This is a genomic window from Streptosporangium sp. NPDC000563 (assembly GCF_040299985.1).
Lineage (GTDB): Bacteria > Actinomycetota > Actinomycetes > Streptosporangiales > Streptosporangiaceae > Streptosporangium.
The window spans coordinates 105,365-122,937 of record NZ_JBEPDA010000006.1; the positions used below are offsets into that span (position 1 = coordinate 105,365).

Below are 17,573 nucleotides of genomic sequence, written 5' to 3' on the forward strand. Positions count from 1 at the left end.
TTCCGGCGCGTCAGATTATGTGATTACGGCGGCTGGAGACGAGGATTGTTTCCGCCGCGTCAGATCCCTCGCCGGTTTCGATCGCTCATTTCCCATCGCCACGGCGGCCGGCGCGAAGCGGCGCCGTGGACGGTCGACAGGCCGGTGACGTCCCCCGCCGCGCCGGGCGCCTGTCGCGCGGTGGAGATCAGGTCGGCCATCTTGGCGTTGAGCCATCGGGGATCGATGGTGCAGTCGTCGGGCGACATGCTGAAGCGGCCGAGTGCCAGGTGGCCGAACTTGGCATCTTTCCTGGCCCGTCGGTGGCGCACGTCACCGAGGGTGCAGGCGATGACGAGGGAGCTGTGAAGCGCCCGCCTCATGGCCTGCACCTGCTCCTCCTCGGTCTCCTCCTGCCGGGTGCGCTCGCGGGCGAACAGGCAGAGCAGGTCGTGCATGCGATACCGGCCGGCGTCGCGCACCTCGAGGAGCTGGGCGTCCGCGAGATGATCCAGGAGGTCCGCGGTCTGTTCCTCCGAGCGATCGGCCAGCGCCGCGGCGACCGCGACGCTGATGTCGGATCCACCGAGCAGGCCCAGCAGCCGGAACAGGCGGGAGTGCTCGGCCTCCAGGGCGCGGTAACTCACCATGAAACAGGCCCGGACCGCCCGGTCGTCGGCCTGCAGTTCGGAGAGGCGATGATCCTCGACCGCGAGGCGGTCGGCGAGCCCTCGCAGCGACAGGTCCGGCCGCGCCACCAGCCGGGCGGCGGCGATCCTGATCGCCAACGGCAGGCCGCCGCAGAGCCGTACGATCACGCGCGCCGCCCGTGGGTCGGCCGCGACGCGCTCGCCGCCGATCAGGCGGCTCAGCAGGGTGGTCATCTCGTCCTTGGCCATGACGCCGAGGCGGAGATGCGCGACGGTGTCCAGAGAGGTCAGCATCCTCCGAGCGGTGATCAGCACGCGGCAGGTGGGGCTGGCGGGCAGCAACGGCCGTACCTGCTCCGCGTCGCGAGCGTTGTCGAACAGGAACAGCAGGTGTCTGCCGTCGGTCAGCGAGCGGAATCGGGCGGACGCCTCGTCCACGTCGGTCGGGACGGCCACGTCGTCGCCACCGAGGGAGCGCAGGAGGCGGGCGAGGACCTCGGCCGGATGCAGTGGTTTGACGTCGGGGGTGGAGCCGTGCAGGTTCACGTAGAGCTGCCCGTCGGGGAACCGCTCCGCGATCTGGTGGGCGACGTGTACGGCGAACGCCGACTTGCCGATCCCCGCCGCTCCGGCGACCGCGGAGACGACGATACGGCCAGGGGCCGCCGAGGTGAGCGCCGTCCGTAACCAGGAGACCTCGGAGGCACGCCCGGTGAAGGCGGCCGAGGCGATCGGGAGCTCCGCCGGGGCGAAAACCCGGCGGACGGCGACCGACGGTGACGGCGCCGCCAGCGCGGAGTCGTCGGCGAGGATCTGCCGATGCATACGGACCAGTTCGGGGCCGGGATCGACACCCAGTTCCGCGGCGAGCATCTCCCGCGCGTGCTGGTACACCACGAGCGCGTCGGCTCGGCGGCCGGAACGGTACAGGGCGAGCATGAGCTGCGCGCGGAGTCGTTCGTTCAGCGGATCCCTGCGAGTCAGCGCCTCCAGATCGGGAAGCACCTCGCCATGCTGGCCCAGCGCGAGGCGGGCCTCCAGCGAGGCGTCCACGACGATCGTTCTCAGCCGTTCCAGCCGTGCCGCCTCGCCTCGCAACGGTTCGGGCAGGGAAAGCCCTTCCAGAACCGCCTCGGCGCGCCACAGACCCAAGGCCCGGGTGTACCGTTCGAGCGCGACGTCATTTCGCCCTTTGGATAACATCAGACGCCCTTGGGCGGCGAGTTCCTCGAACAATCTCACGTCTATTTCATCGGGGGCGACCCGGAGCACGTACCCGTTGGAGCCCGCCTCGATCCGGGAAGGCGAACCGAGCACCCGGCGCAGCGCGGAGATATAGGTGTAGAGGTTCGACTCGGCGTTGGCGGGAGCCTGTTCCCCCCACAACCAGTCGAGCATTCGATGGGTGGGGATCGCCTTGCCGGCATTGAGGAGCAAGGCGGCGAGCAGCACCCGCTGTTTGCGTCTCCCGAGGGTGATCGGTTGCCCGTTGGCCGCCCGCACTTCGATCGGCCCGAGAATCTTGAAATCCATCGGCATCACTCTTCAGCGGATACCATGCGCCAACATGAACCGTACAAATGCGTATAAATCCGTTTTTACATAGCGATTCATGATCGTGGGCTCTAACCTTCGGAGGGTACTCACCTGAAGGGAAGAAAAAGATTACGCGGCAGGCGCGCCCGAACGCTCACGCTCCGGTGCGACGGTCCTCGCCGTGTGTGTGATCATCCCTGACCGGCCGCCCTGACCAGGGCGTCGCGCATCGTCAGAGGGTGCGCCACGGCGCGGGTCCCGGACGCGCCGACCGGTGCCGGCGGCGCCGTCGGCGGACCAGGGCCGGCCGCTCGATGGGGGCGTTCCTCGCGAGCGCCGGGAGCCCTTCGGCTCGGCGGGCGGCAGCCCGTGCGCCCGAGGGCGTTTCCTCGCGAGTGCCGGTGGCCCCGGGCCGGTCGGTCATCCGGCCGACGTGATCCTCGGCCGCGTCGGCGGACCGCAGCCGGTCATCCCGCCGCCCTCTGTCCGTACCGCGGTAAGAGTGAGGCGGCCCCTGGCGACGAGAGGGCCGCCGGTCTCTCGTGCCCCCGTGTCGGCGGATGCACGCGGGGCTCCCCGGTTTCGGTGATGAGGGGAGCCCGGCTCTCTTCGCTCAGCCCTCGGCGCGTTTCTGACGCTCGTTGTAGGCCCTCATCCGGGGGGGATAACCGGTCAGCTGGACGTCGTAGACGGGCAGGGCCAGGTCGCGGGCCACCTTGCGGATCACCGCGGGGGAGCCGACCCGGCGCCGGGTCCATTCACCGTCGTCGGCGACGGCCACCGCCGTGGTGTTCGTCGCGAATGTCTCGGGCTCGACGTAGAACTCGACGCTCTTGCGCGACTTCGCGAAGGCGATGAGCGCCTCGATGTCGGCGTCGGTCGTGGCGCGGTCGAACTTCGCGATCTTCGGCCCGCGTAGCCGCCTCAACCCGTAGCGATCTCGCCATCTCATATTTCCTTGTATACCTCTCCTGCTCGTTCCGTGGCGGAAGGCCAGGGATGGGTCTCAGGGGCTTATGGGGGTTCATCCTGATATACCGGGCCGACAATCTGGACGAACATTGAGATCGAAGCGGCGAAGAAAGGGTATCGGTCTCATGGCAGGCACAGCGACACCAGCAGGCCCGGGGTACGGGGGAGTGCCGGCGGCAGGTCCTCGACCCGGTCACGCGGGGCTTCGGGTCAGCAACCAGGATCGCGAGCGGGTGGTCGAGCACGTCCAGGCCGCCTACGCGGAGGGAAGACTCGACAAGGCCGAGTTCGACGACAGGCTGGAGCGGGCGATGACGGCCCGCGTCCACGGCGACCTCGTCCCGATCATGAACGAGCTGTACGGCACGCGTCCGGCCCGTGCCGCCTCCTACCCGCCCGCCGCGGGTCAGGTCGCGTACGGTCATCACGCACGCCCCTTCGGCCGGGGGGAGAGCGGAGCGGAGCGTCTGGGGGCGGTGGCGTCGCACCTGCTCCCGCTGGCGGGCCTTCCCGTCATCGGTCCGGCCGTCATGATGCTCACCGCGGGCAGGACGTCGCCCTACATCCGGGCGCACTCGGTGGAGGCACTGAACTTCCAGCTGACGATGCTCGCGGCCACCATCGTGCTGGCGATCACTTTCATCGGCTTCGTCCTGACGCCCCTGCTCTGGATCGGCGGCGTGGTGCTTTCCGTGGTCGGCGCCGTGGCCGCGGCGGGCGACGGCGACTTCCGATACCCCTTCACCCTGCGTCTCGTTAAATGACGCCTCCGGCGTCCTGAGGCCGCAGGACCTACGGAACGGCAGCCGCACGAGGGACGTGGCACCCGTGCGGCGGTACGCCGGACCACGGACGTGACACGAGCGCGAAGACATGTCAGAGCATGAGGGCGCGGACCATGTCGACGGTGTCGGCCTGGTCCGCCGTCTTGTCGGTGCGGTAGCGGATGACCCTGGCGAAGCGCAGCGCCATGCCGCCGGGATAGCGGCTCGACTGCTGCACGCCGTCGAAGGCGATCTCGACGACCGTCTCGGGACGGACGGTGACCGTCCAGCCGTCGGTGGGTCCCTCGGCGATGCCGAGGAAGCGGTCGGTCTGCCAGGCGAGCAGCTCGTCGGTCAGGCCCTTGAAGGTCTTGCCGAGCATGACGAATCCGCCGGTCACCGGGTCGCGGGCGCCCAGGTGCAGGTTGGAGAGCCTGCCCTCGCGGCGGCCGTGGCCCCATTCCGCGGCCAGGACGACGAGATCGAGCGTGTGCCGGGGCTTCACCTTGATCCAGCCGGCGCCGCGCCGCCCGGCCGCGTAGGGCGTCAGGAGCGACTTGACCACCACGCCCTCGTGGCCGCTCCTGATCGCGTCCTTGAAGAACGCCTCGCCGTCCGCGACGTCGCCGGTGACCAGGCGGGGGGTCACCAGCTCCGCGGGCACGGCGGCGGTCAGGGCCGCATGGCGTGCCTCACCCGGCAGGTCGAGCAGATCGGCGCCGTCGACCCGCAGCGCGTCGAAGAAGAAGACGCTCAGCGGGGTCCTCTCGCGCACGCGCGGCACGTCGGTGCGGCTGGACACGCGGCCCGAGGTGACCTGGAAGGGCTCGGGGCGGCCGTCGGCCCGCAGCGCGATCACCTCGCCGTCGAGGACGAGGTCGCGGGAGGGCAGGGCGCTCACCGCCTCGACCAGCTCGGGCACCTGCGCGGTGATGTCCTCAAGGGCGCGGGTGAAGACGGTGATCCGCTCATCCGAGCGGTGCGCCTGGACCCTGACGCCGTCGAGCTTCCACTCGATGGCCACCGGCTCGCCGAGCTTGCCGAACGCGGTCGCGATGGAGGTGGCGCTCTGGGCGAGCATCGGCGACACCGGGCGGCCGACCTCAAGGTGGAAGGCACGCAGTGCCTCGACCCCACCGCCCAGGGCGGCGGCGCCGACGGCGGGAAGCCAGCCGCGCAACGTCAGCGCCCGCCTGACCTCGGTGACCGGCACCCCGGCCGCCTTCGCCACGGCCTCGACCATCACTCCTTCAAGCGCGCCCTGACGCAGCTCGCCCCGCAGCAGCCGTGACAGGAAGACCTGCTCCTGGCGGGTGAGGGCGCCGAACAGCTCGGAGACCAGCGTCCTGCGCGCGCTCTGCGATCCGGGGCCCGACAGGGCCTTGATCTCATCGAGGAGGTCGTGGACCCCGCGCAGGGTGGCGGTGGCGGCGAGCCGGGGCTCCGGCGGGTCCTGCAGGCTCGTCCAGCCCACTCCGACGTTGCGCTGAGGCAGCTCTCCCGAGAGGTAGGCGATCGCGATCTCGGCCTCGTCCGGCTCGACCCTGCCGAGCAGCTCCGCGAGGTGGGCGGTCTTCGCCAGCCGGGCGGAGACGGCGGTCACGGCCGCGGAGGTGCGCGCGAGGTCGATCAACAACACAATGGCCAGCTTAAGAGCTACGAGCGGTATTTCGGTGAGGCGAGGCGCTGCTTTTCTGAGTCATCGCGCCCCACGGGGAGGTCGGACCTTCCTGCGAACCTCGCGAACGTGAGGTGGCCGCCAGACCGGGGCACACAGAGGACGACATCGGACGCAGGGCACGGTGCCGGATATGGGGGACGGTGCAGGACGATCGGGACGGCAGTAGGGGCGGAGGGGTGACAGGACACGCGGGGCGGGCCACCCGTCGCCGGTGTGGCCCGCCCGCATGCGTCGTTTCGTCCCGAGTCAGCTCACTCCGAGCAGGTCCACGACGAAGATGAGCGTCTCGCCCGGCTTGATGCGGTTGCCCGCGCCGGCGTTGCCGTAGCCGAGGTGCGGCGGGATGGTGAGACGGCGGCGGCCGCCGACCTTCATGCCCGCGACGCCCTGGTCCCAGCCCGCGATGACCCGGCCCCCGCCCAGCGGGAACTGGAAGGTGTCTCCGCGGTTCCACGACGCGTCGAACTCCTCGCCCGTCGAGAAGGCAACGCCGACGTAGTGCACGGTGACCTGGTGTCCCGGCTTGGCCTCCGGGCCGTCCCCTACGACGATGTCGACGATCTCCAGCTCCGAGGGCGGGGCGCCTTCCGGAAAGTCGATCTCCGGCTTCTCCAGTGCCACGTGGTTCTCCTTGGTTGGATGCGCGCCGGTCGATTTCCGACCGGCCGGACGACTCTACGGCTTCCGGCGTCACCACGAGAGACGTGGGGGCCGAGGTGGCTTCCGCGTCGTCTTTTCCGAAGTCGTCCTTCCGAGGAGGGGAGGGGTCTCCCGTACGGGGGCGGCGAGCACTCGTACGCGAGGCCGTCCGGGATCACCTCGCGAGGCGGGGACCAGTGGCGCCGCGGGTGCGGGCGGCAGGTGGGACCACGGGGGAAAGTCGTGAGGGAGCGCTCTCTGAGATAGAGAGTGGCCCGCTCGGCGGGGGGTGTCAAGAGGCCGGTGCGGTCCTGTGGAACACGCTGGAAACGCGACCTTAATGTGACCTTTCCTCGTGGGAGCGCTCCATTTTCTATAAAATTTAACTTCAAAACCTATCTGGGCTGCGGAAACGTCCAAGAGAGCGAGAGGGCACTTTCCGTGAAAAGCCGACCGCCAGGCGCGGGGCGAGGTCGGCGGTGCCGTTGACAGGCAATCCCCTTGGCGTCAATCTCTCTCAGAGAGCGCTCTCTTCATGATCATCTATCAGGACCCCGGGAGGGTTCCATGCGTAAGTCACGCCAGCGGTTCCTCGCCCCGACGGCCGCCGTTTCCGCCCTGGTCCTGGGCCTCACCGCCTGCGGTGGGGGTGGCGCCGGGAGCGGCGGGCCGGCCTCGGGGCCGGCCGAGAAGATCAAGCTGACCGTCGGGCTGTTCAGCGACTTCCACTACGCGCCGCTGTACGAGGAGTTCAAGAAGACCCACCCCAACGTGGAGATCGTGGAGCGCCGCGCGCAGTTCAACGACCACCACACCAACCTCATCACCCAGCTGACCACCGGCGCGGGCGCCGCGGACGTGGTCGCCGTCGAGGGCGGTTACATCGGCGCCTTCACCCCCGTGCCGGACAAGTTCCACGACCTCAAGGAATACGGCCTGGACAGGCGCGAGAGCGAATACCTCGACTGGAAGTGGAAGCTGGGCGTCTCCAACGACGGCTCCGCCCTCCTGGGCCTCGGTACCGACGTCGGCGGCCTGGCCATGTGTTACCGCCCGGACCTGTTCAAGAAGGCCGGCCTGCCCGTCGACCGCGACGAGGTCTCGGCGCTCTGGCCGACCTGGGACGCCTACGTCGAGACGGGCAGGAGGTTCGTCGCGGGCAAGGTGGAGGGAGCCAAGTTCACCGACGGTCCCGGCGAGCACTTCCGCGCCATGGTCGAGCAGGCCCCCATCGGCTTCTACGACGCCGAGTACAACATCGTCGCCGCCACCAACCCCGACGTGCGCAAGGCGTACGACACGGGCGTGAAGATGATCGACGAAGGTCTCTCGGCCAACCTCGCCGCGTTCTCGCCGCCGTGGAACACCGGCATCGCCAAGGGCAGCTTCGCCACCATGGTCTGCCCGGCCTGGAAGACCGGAACGATCAAGGATCAGAAGCCCGGCGAGGGCACATGGGACATCGCGGCGGTCCCCGGCGGCGGCGGCAACCAGGGCGGCACCCACCTGATGCTGCCCAAGCAGGGCAGGCATCCCAAGGAGGCCGCGGCACTGATCGACCTGCTGACCAGCAAGGAGAGCCAGATCAAGCTCTTCAAGGAGGCGAGCGCGCTGCCCTCGCTGCCCGCTCTGTACGACGACCCCGCGGTGAAGGACTTCGTCAACCCGTACTTCGGCAACGCGCCGATCGGCAAGATCTTCACCGACGCGGCCAAGTCGCTCAAGCCACAGCCCGTGGGTCCCAAGGCCGGTGACGTCCTGCAGGCGATCGGCGACGGTCTCCAGCGGGTCGACCAGGGCAAGCAGAACGCCGAGGAGGCCTGGGCACAGGCGCTCAAGGACGTCGGCAGGATCAAGTAGTCGTCCCCCGGCCGGCCGGTCTGGCACCGGTCGGCCACCGGCTCGTGCCCCTGTTCCGTGGCGGGCACGCGTCCCGTGCCGCGGAACAGCACGCCTTCCGCCGTGCGCCGTGACGGGCCGACGCCGCCCGCCCTGACGGGCCGCACTTCTCCCGCCGTCCGAAGAACCGCAGAAAGGAGCTGCCATGGCCACTCGCGCGCCCGATCGCCTGGCGGCGGTCCCGCCGAACAGGCAGGCGGGACCCCGCCTCCGCCGCCAACTGGTTCACCAACTCGACGTCAAGGGCTCGCCGTACGCCTACGTGGCCCCCTTCTTCCTGCTCTTCTCCGCGTTCGGGTTGTTTCCCCTCGCGTACACCGCCTGGGTGAGCCTGCACGAGTGGACGCTGCTCCGGGACGAGCAGACCTTCGTCGGCCTGGAGAACTTCAGAGCGCTGCTCGCCGACGACTACTTCTGGAACGCCACTTTCAACACCCTGTCCATCGGGGTGCTGTCCACCGTGCCGCAGCTGCTGCTCGCCATCTGGCTCGCCCACCTGCTCAACCGGCCGCTACGGGCGCAGACCTTCTTCCGCATCACGCTGCTGCTGCCCAACGTGACCAGTGTGGTCGCGGTGGTGGTCATCTTCAGTCAGTTGTTCGGCCGGGACTTCGGCATGATCAACTGGGTGTTCTCCCTGGTCGGCGTCGAGGGCGTCGCCTGGAACGAGGGGGTGCTCAGCTCTCACTTCGCCATCTCCACCATGATCATGTGGCGGTGGACGGGCTACAACGCCCTCATCCTCCTGGCGGCGATGCAGGCGGTGCCGCGCGAGTTGTACGAGGCGGCCACCATCGACGGCGCGAGCGGGACGACCCAGCTCCGCAGGATCACCATTCCGATGATCAAGCCAACGATCATCTTCGTCGTCATCACCTCGACGATCGGCGCGATGCAGATCCTCGCCGAGCCGCTGCTGTTCGGCTCCTACCTCGTCACCGGAGGGGTGGACCGGCAGTATCAGACGCTCTCCCTGTTCATCTACGAGAACTTCACCAAGCTCGACTTCGGTTACGCCTCGGCCATCTCCTGGATGATGTTCGTCTTCATCGTGGTGGTCGTCGGCGTCAACTACCTGCTCACCCGTCGTGGGAAGGGAGGGCTGACATGAGCGCCCACACCGCCGTCCCCGCGGTCCGCCGTCGTTCCGGCGGCGCCGCCCGCAGGCTCACCTACCTCACGCTCGCCGCGGTGGCGTTCTTCTCCATGATGCCGCTCTACTACAGCGTCGTGGTCGCCTCCCGCGACAACGCGGCCCTGGCCGACGTGCCGCCGCCGCTCATCCCCGGCGGCAACTTCTTCGCCAACGTCGCCCGCGTCTTCGACACGGTCCCCTTCGCCCTGGCGATGCTCAACTCCGTCGTCGTCTCCGGCGCCGTCGCGTTCGCGGTGATGCTCTTCTCCACCCTGGCCGGGTTCGCCTTCGCCAAGCTGCGCTTCCGCGGGCGCAACGCCCTGCTCCTGCTCACCGTGGCGACGATGATGGTGCCGACCCAGCTCGGCATCATCCCGCTGTACATGCTGATGGTGAAGCTGGAGTGGACCGGCACCATGTACGCGCTGATCGTGCCCGCGCTCGTCAACGCGTTCGGGGTGTTCTTCATGACCCAGTACCTCTCCAGGGCGCTGCCGACCGAGCTGCTCGAGGCGGGCCGGGTCGACGGCTGCAGCACCTGGGGCCTGTTCTGGCACGTCGTGCTCCCGGCCGCCCGCCCGGCGGCGGCGGTGCTGGGCATGCTCACCTTCATGTCGGTCTGGAACGACTACTTCTGGCCGCTGGTCGTCCTGACCCCGGAGGATCCGACGGTCCAGGTGGCCCTGTCCACACTGGCCAGCGGATACGTCAACGACTACGTGCTCGGCCTGGCGGGCACCACGCTCGGCACGCTGCCACTGGTCGTCGTGTTCGCCCTGCTCGGCAAACAGATCATCGGAGGAATCATGCAGGGGGCGGTGAAGGGATGACCGCCGTCGGCACTCGGAGGCCACCCTCGCCTCCGTCGTGCCGACGGCAACGGCCACCCGCGCGTCGTGCACGCCGCGATCGCCGAAGGGGCGGACGTGCGTGGTCATCCGGCCGCTGCTGATAATTTCGAGTGGGCCGGAGGGGACCGGCGTAGGTTCGGGATCGTGCGCGCGGACTTCGCCACCCGGCGGCGTCCGCTCAAGGACGGCGCGCCGTTGTACCGCGATGTCATCGCACGTAACGGACCGCAATCGACGGTAGGGGAAGAACACGATGAGACGTCCCACCCTGGAGGCGGTCGCCGCCCGTGCCGGGGTCTCCCGGTCGACCGTCTCCCGGGTGGTGAACGGCCAGACCACGGTCACCGCCGACATCCGGGACCTGGTCATGCGCGCGGTGAACGAGCTCGGCTACGTCCCCAACGGGGCGGCGAGAAACCTGGTGACCCAGCGGACCAACTCGGTCGCGCTGGTCGTCTCGGAGTCGCCGAACCGGGTGTTCTCCGACGACCCGATGTTCTCCACCGTCATCCGTTCGGCCAGCCTGGAGCTGGAGGCCGTCAACAAGCAGGTGGTGCTGCTGCTGGCCGGGTCGCCGGAGAGCCATGCCCGGGTGGAGCACTACATCGCCGGCGGCCACGTCGACGGCGTCATGCTCGTGTCCAGCCACGGCGCCGACCCGCTGCCGGTCGCGCTCACCCGGCTGCGCGTCCCGGTCGTCTCCTACGGCAGACCCGCCGTGCCGGTCGAGATACCGTACGTCGACAACGACAACGTCGAGGGCGCCGCCACCGCCGTGCGGCATCTGCTGGAGCGAGGCAGGCGGCGCATCGCCACCATCGCGGGGCCGCTGGACATGATAGGCGGGCAGGACCGGCTGACCGGCTACCGCGAGGTGCTGCGCGACTCCGACCGCCGCTCGATCATCGCGGTCGGCGACTTCACCCGGGAGTCGGGGGCGGTCGCGATGCGGCAGCTGCTCGCCGACGACCCGGAGATCGACGCGGTCTTCGCCGCGAACGACCTGATGGCGATCGGCGCGATGCACGCGCTCCGCCAGGCGGGCCGGAGGATTCCCGACGAGGTCGCCATCGTGGGCTACGACGACATCGAGGCCGCCCGCTACACCGACCCGCCGCTGACGACCATCCACACGCCGCATGCCGAGCAGGCCGCGGCGATGGTCCGCCTGCTGCTCTCCCTCCTTGAGGGAGGCCCCGCCGAGTCGATGATCGTGTCCACGGATCTGGTCGTCCGGGCGTCCTCGTAGTCCCGCTTCGGAGCCCGGGCCGGGGGCCGGAGCCCTGGCACCCGACCGGGGCTTCGGGTCCGTGCTCTTCGTCGGGTCTTGAGTTTCGCCCGCTCCCGTGGCCGGAGGGCGACCGGTCTCAGGACGCGGTGGACTCCCGGACGACCAGCTCGGTGGGGAGTGTCACCTGCGCCTTCTCCTCCAGGTCGAGGACCATGCGGGCGAGCCTCCGTCCCATCTCGACGGTCGGCTGCCTGACCGTGGTCAGCGGAGGCTCGGCGTAGGAGACGGCCGGGATGTCGTCGAAGCCGACCAGCGCGACGTCGTCGGGGACCCGTCGGCCCGCCTGGCGCAGGGCCGTCAGCGCGCCCAGCGCCATCAGGTCGTTCGCCACGAAGACCGCGTCGATCTCCGGGTCGTCGGCGAGCAGCTGCCGCATCGCGGTCGTCCCCGACTCCCGGGTGAAGTCGCCGACCGCGACGATGGAGCGGCGGTCGGAGTCGCGCAGCACGGCGCGGTAGCCGTCGAGCCGGTCGATTCCGGCGATCATGTCCTGCGGCCCGGCGATGGTGGCGATGCGCCGCCTGCCCCGTTCCATCAGGTGCCGCACCGCGCGCTCGGCGCCGCCGGCGTTGTCCACGTCCACGTACGGCAGGCTGCTGGGCACGGTCGGCCTGCCGCTGCACACCACCGGCACCCCGCGCCTGGCGAGGATGGCCGGCAGCGGGTCGGTGCCGTGCATCGACGCGATGACCACGCCGTCCACGTGGCCGTTGGTGGCGTAGCGCTCGGCCCGCTGGTAGCCGCCCGTCGCGCCGATGAGCATCAGCACGAGCTGCTTGTCGGCCTCCTCGATCTCCAGGCTGACCCCGCGGATGATCCCGGCGAAGGTCGGGTCGTCGGAGAAGACCCGGGTCGCCGGCTCGGGGAAGACGAGCGCTATGGAGTCGGCCCGCTGGGTGACCAGGCTCCGCGCCGCCTGGTTGGGCACGTAGCCCAGCTCCTCCACAGCGCGGTTGACCGCGTCGCGGATCTGGGGTGCCACGCGCGTGGAGCCGTTGACCACGCGCGAGGCCGTCGCCCGGGACACACCCGCCCGGGCGGCCACCTTCTCCAGGGTCGGACGGGTCCTCACAGTCCGTTCCGGCGTACGACCTGGCTGTACCACAGGGCGCTGTCCTTGGGGATGCGGCGTTGCGTCGCGTAGTCGACGTGCACGACGCCGAACCGCTTGTCATACCCCTCGGCCCACTCGAAGTTGTCCAGCAGCGACCACACGAGGTATCCGCGCAGGTCGGCGCCGCCCTCGATCGCCGCGTGCGCCGCGCGCAGGTGGCCGTCGAGGTAGGACAGGCGGCCGACGTCGTGCACCTCGCCGTCCTCGACGACGTCGTCGAAGGCGGCACCGTTCTCGGTGATGATCAGAGGGGTGCCCGGATAGTCGCGCGAGAGCCGCAGGAGCAGGTCGGTGAGGCCGAACGGCTGCACCGGCCATCCCATCGCGGTCTGCGGCGCGTCGGCTCCGCCGAAGGCGATGCCCTCGCTGCCCGGATAGACCAGGTTGGCGGGCTCGCCGGCGCGGACGGTCACGGTCTGCGGGTGGTAGTAGTTCACGCCCAGCAGGTCGATCGGCTGACCGATGATCTCCAGGTCACCGTCCTGGACGAAGGACCAGTCGGTGAAGCGGCGGGCACGCTCGACGACGTCGGCGGGATACTCCCCGCGCAGCACCGGGTCTAGGAAGATCCGGTTCTGCAGGCCGTCGACGAGCTCGACCGCGAGGGCGTCGTCGCCGATCACGGGGGAGAGGTTGAGCGTGACGCCGACCGTGGCGGCGCCCGAGGCGCGCAGCGCCTGGACGGCCAGGCCGTGGCCGAGCAGCAGGTGGTGGACGGCGGCGAAGCCCAGCGCGGGCTCGGCGAGGCCGGGGGCGTGGATGCCCGACGCGTAGCCGAGGAAGGACGAGCACCAGGGCTCGTTCAGGGTGGTCCACGTCTCGACCCGGTCACCCAGCCTGCCGTGCGCGATCGCGGCGTAGTCGGCGAAGTGCGCGGCGGTCTCCCTGCTGGTCCAGCCGCCGCGGTCCTCCAGGGTCTGCGGCAGGTCCCAGTGGTAGAGCGTCACGATGGGGGTGATGCCCTTTTCGAGGAGCTCGTCGACGAGGCGGTCGTAGAAGTCCAGGCCGCGCGGGTTGGCGGGCCCCGACCCGTCGGGCTGCACGCGGGGCCAGGAGATGGAGAACCGGTAGGAGTGCAGGCCGAGGTCGCGCATGAGCGCGACGTCCTCGGGATAGCGGTGGTAGTGGTCGCACGCGACGTCACCGGTGTGGCCCGCGTGAACCTTGCCGGGGGTGCGGGAGAACGTGTCCCAGATGGAGGGGCCCCTGCCGTCATCCCGGGTGGCGCCCTCGATCTGGTAGGCCGCGGTGGCGGCACCCCAGACGAAGCCCTCGGGGAATCTCAGCACGCCGGAGTCCTGAAGGTCGTAGGACTTTTCGGCGGACATGGTCATGTCCTCACCGCCCCATTCTGTTCGGCTGTTACGTGAGAGCGCTCTCTGGAGCATCACGGTACCGCACAGATCGTGTCAAGAATTCTGAGATGGTAACCGTAATATCACGGTTCTTGACTTTGCGTTGTGGGCAGACAACTCTTCCAGAGAGCGCTCTCACACTCCCCGGCAATTGTGTATTTGGAGGATGGTTCCATGTCGCTCCTCTCTCGGCCCCGGCGTACCGCCCTTGTGGCGGGCAGCATAGGGCTGGCGTTGGTCGTCACCGCCTGCGGATCCGCGGACCCCACGCCATCGGCGGGTGGCGACGACGCCGGCGCGTCCCCCGAATGTGCCGCCTTCAGTCAGTACGGCAAACACGAGGGCAAGACCGTCAGCATCTACTCGCCGATCCGCGACGCGGAGGCCGACCACTTCGAGAAGGCGTGGAAGCCGTTCGCCGACTGTGTCGGAATGAAGATCACCTATGAGGGCACCGGCGAGTTCGAGGCGCAGATCCAGGTCCGCGCGGACGGCGGCAACCCTCCCGACATCGCCTTCTTCCCCCAGCCGGGCCTTCTTGAGCGTTTCGCCAAGGCGGGGAAGCTCAAGCCCGCCTCCGAGGAGATCAAGAAGCTCACCGCCGAGGGCTGGTCGGAGGACTGGGCCAAGTACGCCACCGTCGACGGCGTCTTCTACGGCGCCCCGCTCGGCGCGAGCGTGAAGTCCTTCGTCTGGTACTCGCCGAAGATGTTCACCGAGAAGGGCTGGGCCGTCCCCAAGACCTGGGACGAGCTCATGACGCTCACCAACACGATCGCCGACTCCGGGGTGAAGCCGTGGTGCGCGGGCATCGAGTCCGGTGACGCGACCGGCTGGCCGGCGACCGACTGGATCGAGGACCTCATGCTCAGGGAGGCCGGTCCCGAGGGATACGACGACTGGGTGAGCCACAAGACCCCGTTCAACGACCCCAAGGTCACCGCGGCGGTCGACAAGGTCGGCGCGATCCTCAAGAACGAGAAGTTCGTCAACGGCGGCTACGGCCCGGTCAAGTCGATCGCCAGCACCGCCTTCCAGGAGGGCGGCGTCCCGATCACCGAGGGCAAGTGCGCCCTGCACCGCCAGGCGTCCTTCTACGCCAACTTCTGGCCCGAGGGGACCAAGGTCGCCGAGGACGGCGACGTGTTCGCCTTCTACCTGCCGGGCAACGACCCGGCCAAGAAGCCGGTGCTCGGCGCGGGCGAGTTCGTGGCGGCCTTCACCGACCGCCCCGAGGTCCAGGCCGTCCAGGCGTATCTCGCCTCCGCGGAGTTCCCCACCGCCCGCATGAAACTGGCGACCTACGTCACCGCGCGCAAGGGCGTCGACCCGGCCAACGCCCAGAACCCGATCGACAAGCTCTCCATGGAGATGCTCCAGGACCCGAGCACGATCTTCCGCTTCGACGGCTCGGACCTGATGCCCGCCGCGGTCGGCGCGGGCACGTTCTGGAAGGGCATGACCGACTGGATCAACGGCAAGGACACCAAGACGGTCCTCGACTACATCGAAGCCTCCTGGCCCAAGTCCTGATATATCCCGATGAGTCCGGTTCTGCGTGATGCGCAGGACCGGACCGTCGTCCTCCCGGGAGATTCTCCGATGGACTTCGACTTCGCCGCCGAACTGCCCAAACTCCTCCAACTGCTGATCGGCGTCGCCGCGTTCCTCGTGGTGGTGGCGGTGATCCTGGTGCTCCTCGACCGCGCGCCGATGCGGCGGCGCGCGTGGACCCACGCCACGATCCTGCTCCTGCCCGCCATCCTGCTCCTCGCCATCGGCCTGGTCGTACCGGCCGTGCGCACCACCCTGCTGTCGTTCATGAGCGGCGACGGCAAGGAGTGGGTCGGCATGTCCAACTACGCCTGGATGTTCACCCAGCCGGAGGCGGTGATCGTCCTCCGCAACACCCTCGTCTGGGTGCTGCTCGTCCCGCTGCTGGTGACCTCGGTCGGGCTGGTCTACGCCGTCCTGGTCGACCGCACCCGTTTCGAGTCGCTCGCCAAGTCGCTCGTCTTCCTGCCGATGGCGATCTCCTTCGTCGGGGCGGGCATCATCTGGCGCTTCGTCTACGCCTACCGCTCCGAGGAGCAGGACCAGATCGGCCTGCTCAACCAGATCACGGTCGCGTTCGGCGGCGAACCACAGCAGTGGCTGCAGGAGGCACCGCTCAACACGCTGTTCCTCATCGTGGTCATGGTCTGGATCCAGGCGGGTTTCGCCACCGTGGTGCTCTCCGCCGCGATCAAGGGAATCCCCGCCGAGATCGTCGAGGCCGCTCGGCTGGACGGGGCGAGCCCGCTGCAGATGTTCTTCCGGGTGACGCTGCCGTCCATCCGCTCGGCCGTGATCGTGGTGCTGGTCACGCAGTCGATCGGCACGCTCAAGCTGTTCGACATCGTCCGCACCATGACCGGCGGCCAGTTCGACACCAGCGTCATCGCCAACGAGATGTACAACCAGGCGTTCCGGTACGGCGAGACGGGCAAGGGCGCGGCCCTCGCGGTCTTCCTGTTCGTCCTGGTGACCCCGATCGTGATCTACCAGATCCGCCAGCGCAGAGAGGCCGTCAGGTGACCGGGCGAGCAGGCAGGCCCCGCGTCGCGAGTACGCGGACGGCGAAGGAGTCCACATGGCCACGTTGACCCAGACCATGGTGCGGCCCGAGGCGACGACGGCACCGCAGCGCGTACGGCGGAGGCTGAGCGGCCGCGTCGCCGGCGCCGCGGCGATCGTCATCGCGGTCCTGTGGACCACCCCGACCTTCGGCCTGCTGCTGTCCTCGCTGCGCCCGGAGGACCAGATCAAGACCACCGGCTGGTGGACGTTCTTCTCCGACCCGCAGATCACCCTGGAGAACTACCAGCAGGTCCTGTTCGGAACCTCCTCGTCCTCCGGCCAGATGATGAGCTTCCTGATCAACTCGATCGTCATCACGATCCCGTCGGTGCTCTTCCCGCTCGCCCTCGCCACCTTCGCGGCGTACGCGCTCGCCTGGCTGCCGTTCCGCGGACGAGAGTGGATCTACATCGGCATCTTCGCGCTGCAGATCGTGCCGCTGCAGATGGCACTCGTGCCACTGCTCTCGTTCTTCTCCGAGGGCGTGTCCGTCTTCGGCCTCCAGCTGATGCCCGCCTGGGAGCTGGAGGGCCCCGCCCGGTTCATTCAGGTCTGGTTCGCCCACACCTGCTTCGCGCTACCGCTGGGCGTCTTCCTGCTGCACAACTTCATGTCCGAGCTTCCCGGCGAGTTGATGGAGGCGGCGAGGGTCGACGGGGCGAGCCACGGGAAGATCCTGCGCACGATCGTCCTCCCGCTGGTCGGGCCCGCGCTCGCCACCTTCGCGATCTTCCAGTTCCTCTGGGTCTGGAACGACCTGCTGGTGGCCCTGATCTTCGCCGGGGGCACCCCGGAGAGCGCTCCGATGACGGTACGGCTGGCACAGATGGCCGGTACCAAGGGCAACGAGTGGCAGCGCCTGACCTCGGGGGCGTTCGTCTCGCTGATCATCCCGCTGATCGTCTTCCTGTCGATGCAGCGCTACTTCGTCCGCGGCCTGCTCGCGGGCGGCGTCAAGGGCTGAGCACCCTCTTCCGCGTCCACCTGCCGGGGGGGGGGCCCCGGGGGGGGGCGCCGCCGGGGGGTGGTGGGGGGGGGGGAAGACGAGCGGCACAGGGGGGGGGGCGCGGGGGGACACGGCGCGCGGC

Annotated in this window: 14 protein-coding genes and 1 pseudogene; 9 read left to right on the forward strand and 6 right to left on the reverse strand. The window is 69.2% G+C overall.

Features of this window, described 5'->3' with window-relative positions:
• Positions 1-59: 59 nt before the first annotated feature.
• Positions 60-2,162: an AfsR/SARP family transcriptional regulator gene (locus tag ABT352_RS17610; protein WP_350945892.1), complete on the reverse strand. Its 2,103-nt coding sequence runs from the start codon at positions 2,160-2,162 to the stop codon at positions 60-62.
• Between the two features lie 616 nt (positions 2,163-2,778).
• Complete coding sequence (locus ABT352_RS17615) at positions 2,779-3,117, reverse strand: hypothetical protein (RefSeq protein WP_350945893.1); 339 nt, start codon at positions 3,115-3,117, stop codon at positions 2,779-2,781.
• A 145-nt stretch (positions 3,118-3,262) separates the two neighbouring features.
• Here ABT352_RS17615 and ABT352_RS17620 point away from each other — a divergent pair, with 145 nt between their 5' ends.
• The gene (locus tag ABT352_RS17620) at positions 3,263-3,901 is read left to right on the forward strand and encodes a DUF1707 and DUF4870 domain-containing protein (protein ID WP_350945894.1); all 639 of its coding nucleotides are present in this window, start codon (positions 3,263-3,265) and stop codon (positions 3,899-3,901) included.
• Positions 3,902-4,013: 112 nt separating this feature from the next.
• Here the strand turns inward: ABT352_RS17620 and ABT352_RS17625 are convergent, their stop codons facing one another.
• Both ABT352_RS17625 and ABT352_RS17630 read right to left on the reverse strand, forming a co-directional pair.
• Positions 4,014-5,540 carry an ATP-dependent DNA ligase gene (locus tag ABT352_RS17625; protein ID WP_350945895.1) on the reverse strand — a complete coding sequence of 509 codons (1,527 nt, stop codon included), beginning with the start codon at positions 5,538-5,540 and terminating at the stop codon, positions 4,014-4,016.
• Positions 5,541-5,828: 288 nt separating this feature from the next.
• Entirely contained in the window at positions 5,829-6,203 is a 375-nt protein-coding gene (locus tag ABT352_RS17630; RefSeq protein WP_350925951.1) for an FKBP-type peptidyl-prolyl cis-trans isomerase, read from the reverse strand.
• A 585-nt stretch (positions 6,204-6,788) separates the two neighbouring features.
• Here ABT352_RS17630 and ABT352_RS17635 point away from each other — a divergent pair.
• The 5 genes and pseudogenes from ABT352_RS17635 (at position 6,789) to ABT352_RS17655 (ending at position 11,355) form a co-directional block, all read left to right on the forward strand.
• Complete coding sequence (locus tag ABT352_RS17635; protein ID WP_350945896.1) at positions 6,789-8,081, forward strand: ABC transporter substrate-binding protein; 1,293 nt, start codon at positions 6,789-6,791, stop codon at positions 8,079-8,081.
• Positions 8,082-8,265: 184 nt separating this feature from the next.
• A complete protein-coding gene (locus tag ABT352_RS17640; RefSeq protein WP_350945897.1) occupies positions 8,266-9,231 on the forward strand; it encodes a carbohydrate ABC transporter permease in 966 nt (321 codons plus the stop codon).
• Positions 9,228-10,085: a carbohydrate ABC transporter permease gene (locus tag ABT352_RS17645; protein ID WP_350945898.1), complete on the forward strand. Its 858-nt coding sequence runs from the start codon at positions 9,228-9,230 to the stop codon at positions 10,083-10,085. Before ABT352_RS17640 ends, ABT352_RS17645 begins: the two co-directional genes overlap by 4 nt.
• Before the next feature lie 66 nt (positions 10,086-10,151).
• Positions 10,152-10,319, forward strand: a pseudogene (locus tag ABT352_RS17650) (family 1 glycosylhydrolase); the annotation flags it as partial.
• 40 nt (positions 10,320-10,359) lie between these two features.
• Positions 10,360-11,355 carry a LacI family DNA-binding transcriptional regulator gene (locus ABT352_RS17655; RefSeq protein WP_350945899.1) on the forward strand — a complete coding sequence of 332 codons (996 nt, stop codon included), beginning with the start codon at positions 10,360-10,362 and terminating at the stop codon, positions 11,353-11,355.
• A 118-nt stretch (positions 11,356-11,473) separates the two neighbouring features.
• Here the strand turns inward: ABT352_RS17655 and ABT352_RS17660 are convergent, their stop codons facing one another.
• Both ABT352_RS17660 and ABT352_RS17665 read right to left on the reverse strand, forming a co-directional pair.
• A complete protein-coding gene (locus tag ABT352_RS17660) occupies positions 11,474-12,469 on the reverse strand; it encodes a LacI family DNA-binding transcriptional regulator (RefSeq protein WP_350945900.1) in 996 nt (331 codons plus the stop codon).
• Complete coding sequence (locus ABT352_RS17665) at positions 12,466-13,845, reverse strand: GH1 family beta-glucosidase (protein ID WP_350945901.1); 1,380 nt, start codon at positions 13,843-13,845, stop codon at positions 12,466-12,468. Before ABT352_RS17665 ends, ABT352_RS17660 begins: the two co-directional genes overlap by 4 nt.
• A gap of 195 nt (positions 13,846-14,040) precedes the next feature.
• On the opposite strand from ABT352_RS17665, the gene ABT352_RS17670 reads away from it, so the two are divergent.
• From ABT352_RS17670 to ABT352_RS17680, 3 genes are all read left to right on the forward strand, one after another.
• Complete coding sequence (locus ABT352_RS17670) at positions 14,041-15,399, forward strand: ABC transporter substrate-binding protein (RefSeq protein ID WP_350945902.1); 1,359 nt, start codon at positions 14,041-14,043, stop codon at positions 15,397-15,399.
• Positions 15,400-15,468: 69 nt separating this feature from the next.
• Positions 15,469-16,443: a carbohydrate ABC transporter permease gene (locus ABT352_RS17675; protein WP_350945903.1), complete on the forward strand. Its 975-nt coding sequence runs from the start codon at positions 15,469-15,471 to the stop codon at positions 16,441-16,443.
• A gap of 55 nt (positions 16,444-16,498) precedes the next feature.
• Positions 16,499-17,449 (forward strand): carbohydrate ABC transporter permease, encoded by a 951-nt coding sequence (locus ABT352_RS17680; protein WP_350945904.1) that lies wholly within the window; start codon positions 16,499-16,501, stop codon positions 17,447-17,449.
• Positions 17,450-17,573: the final 124 nt, after the last annotated feature.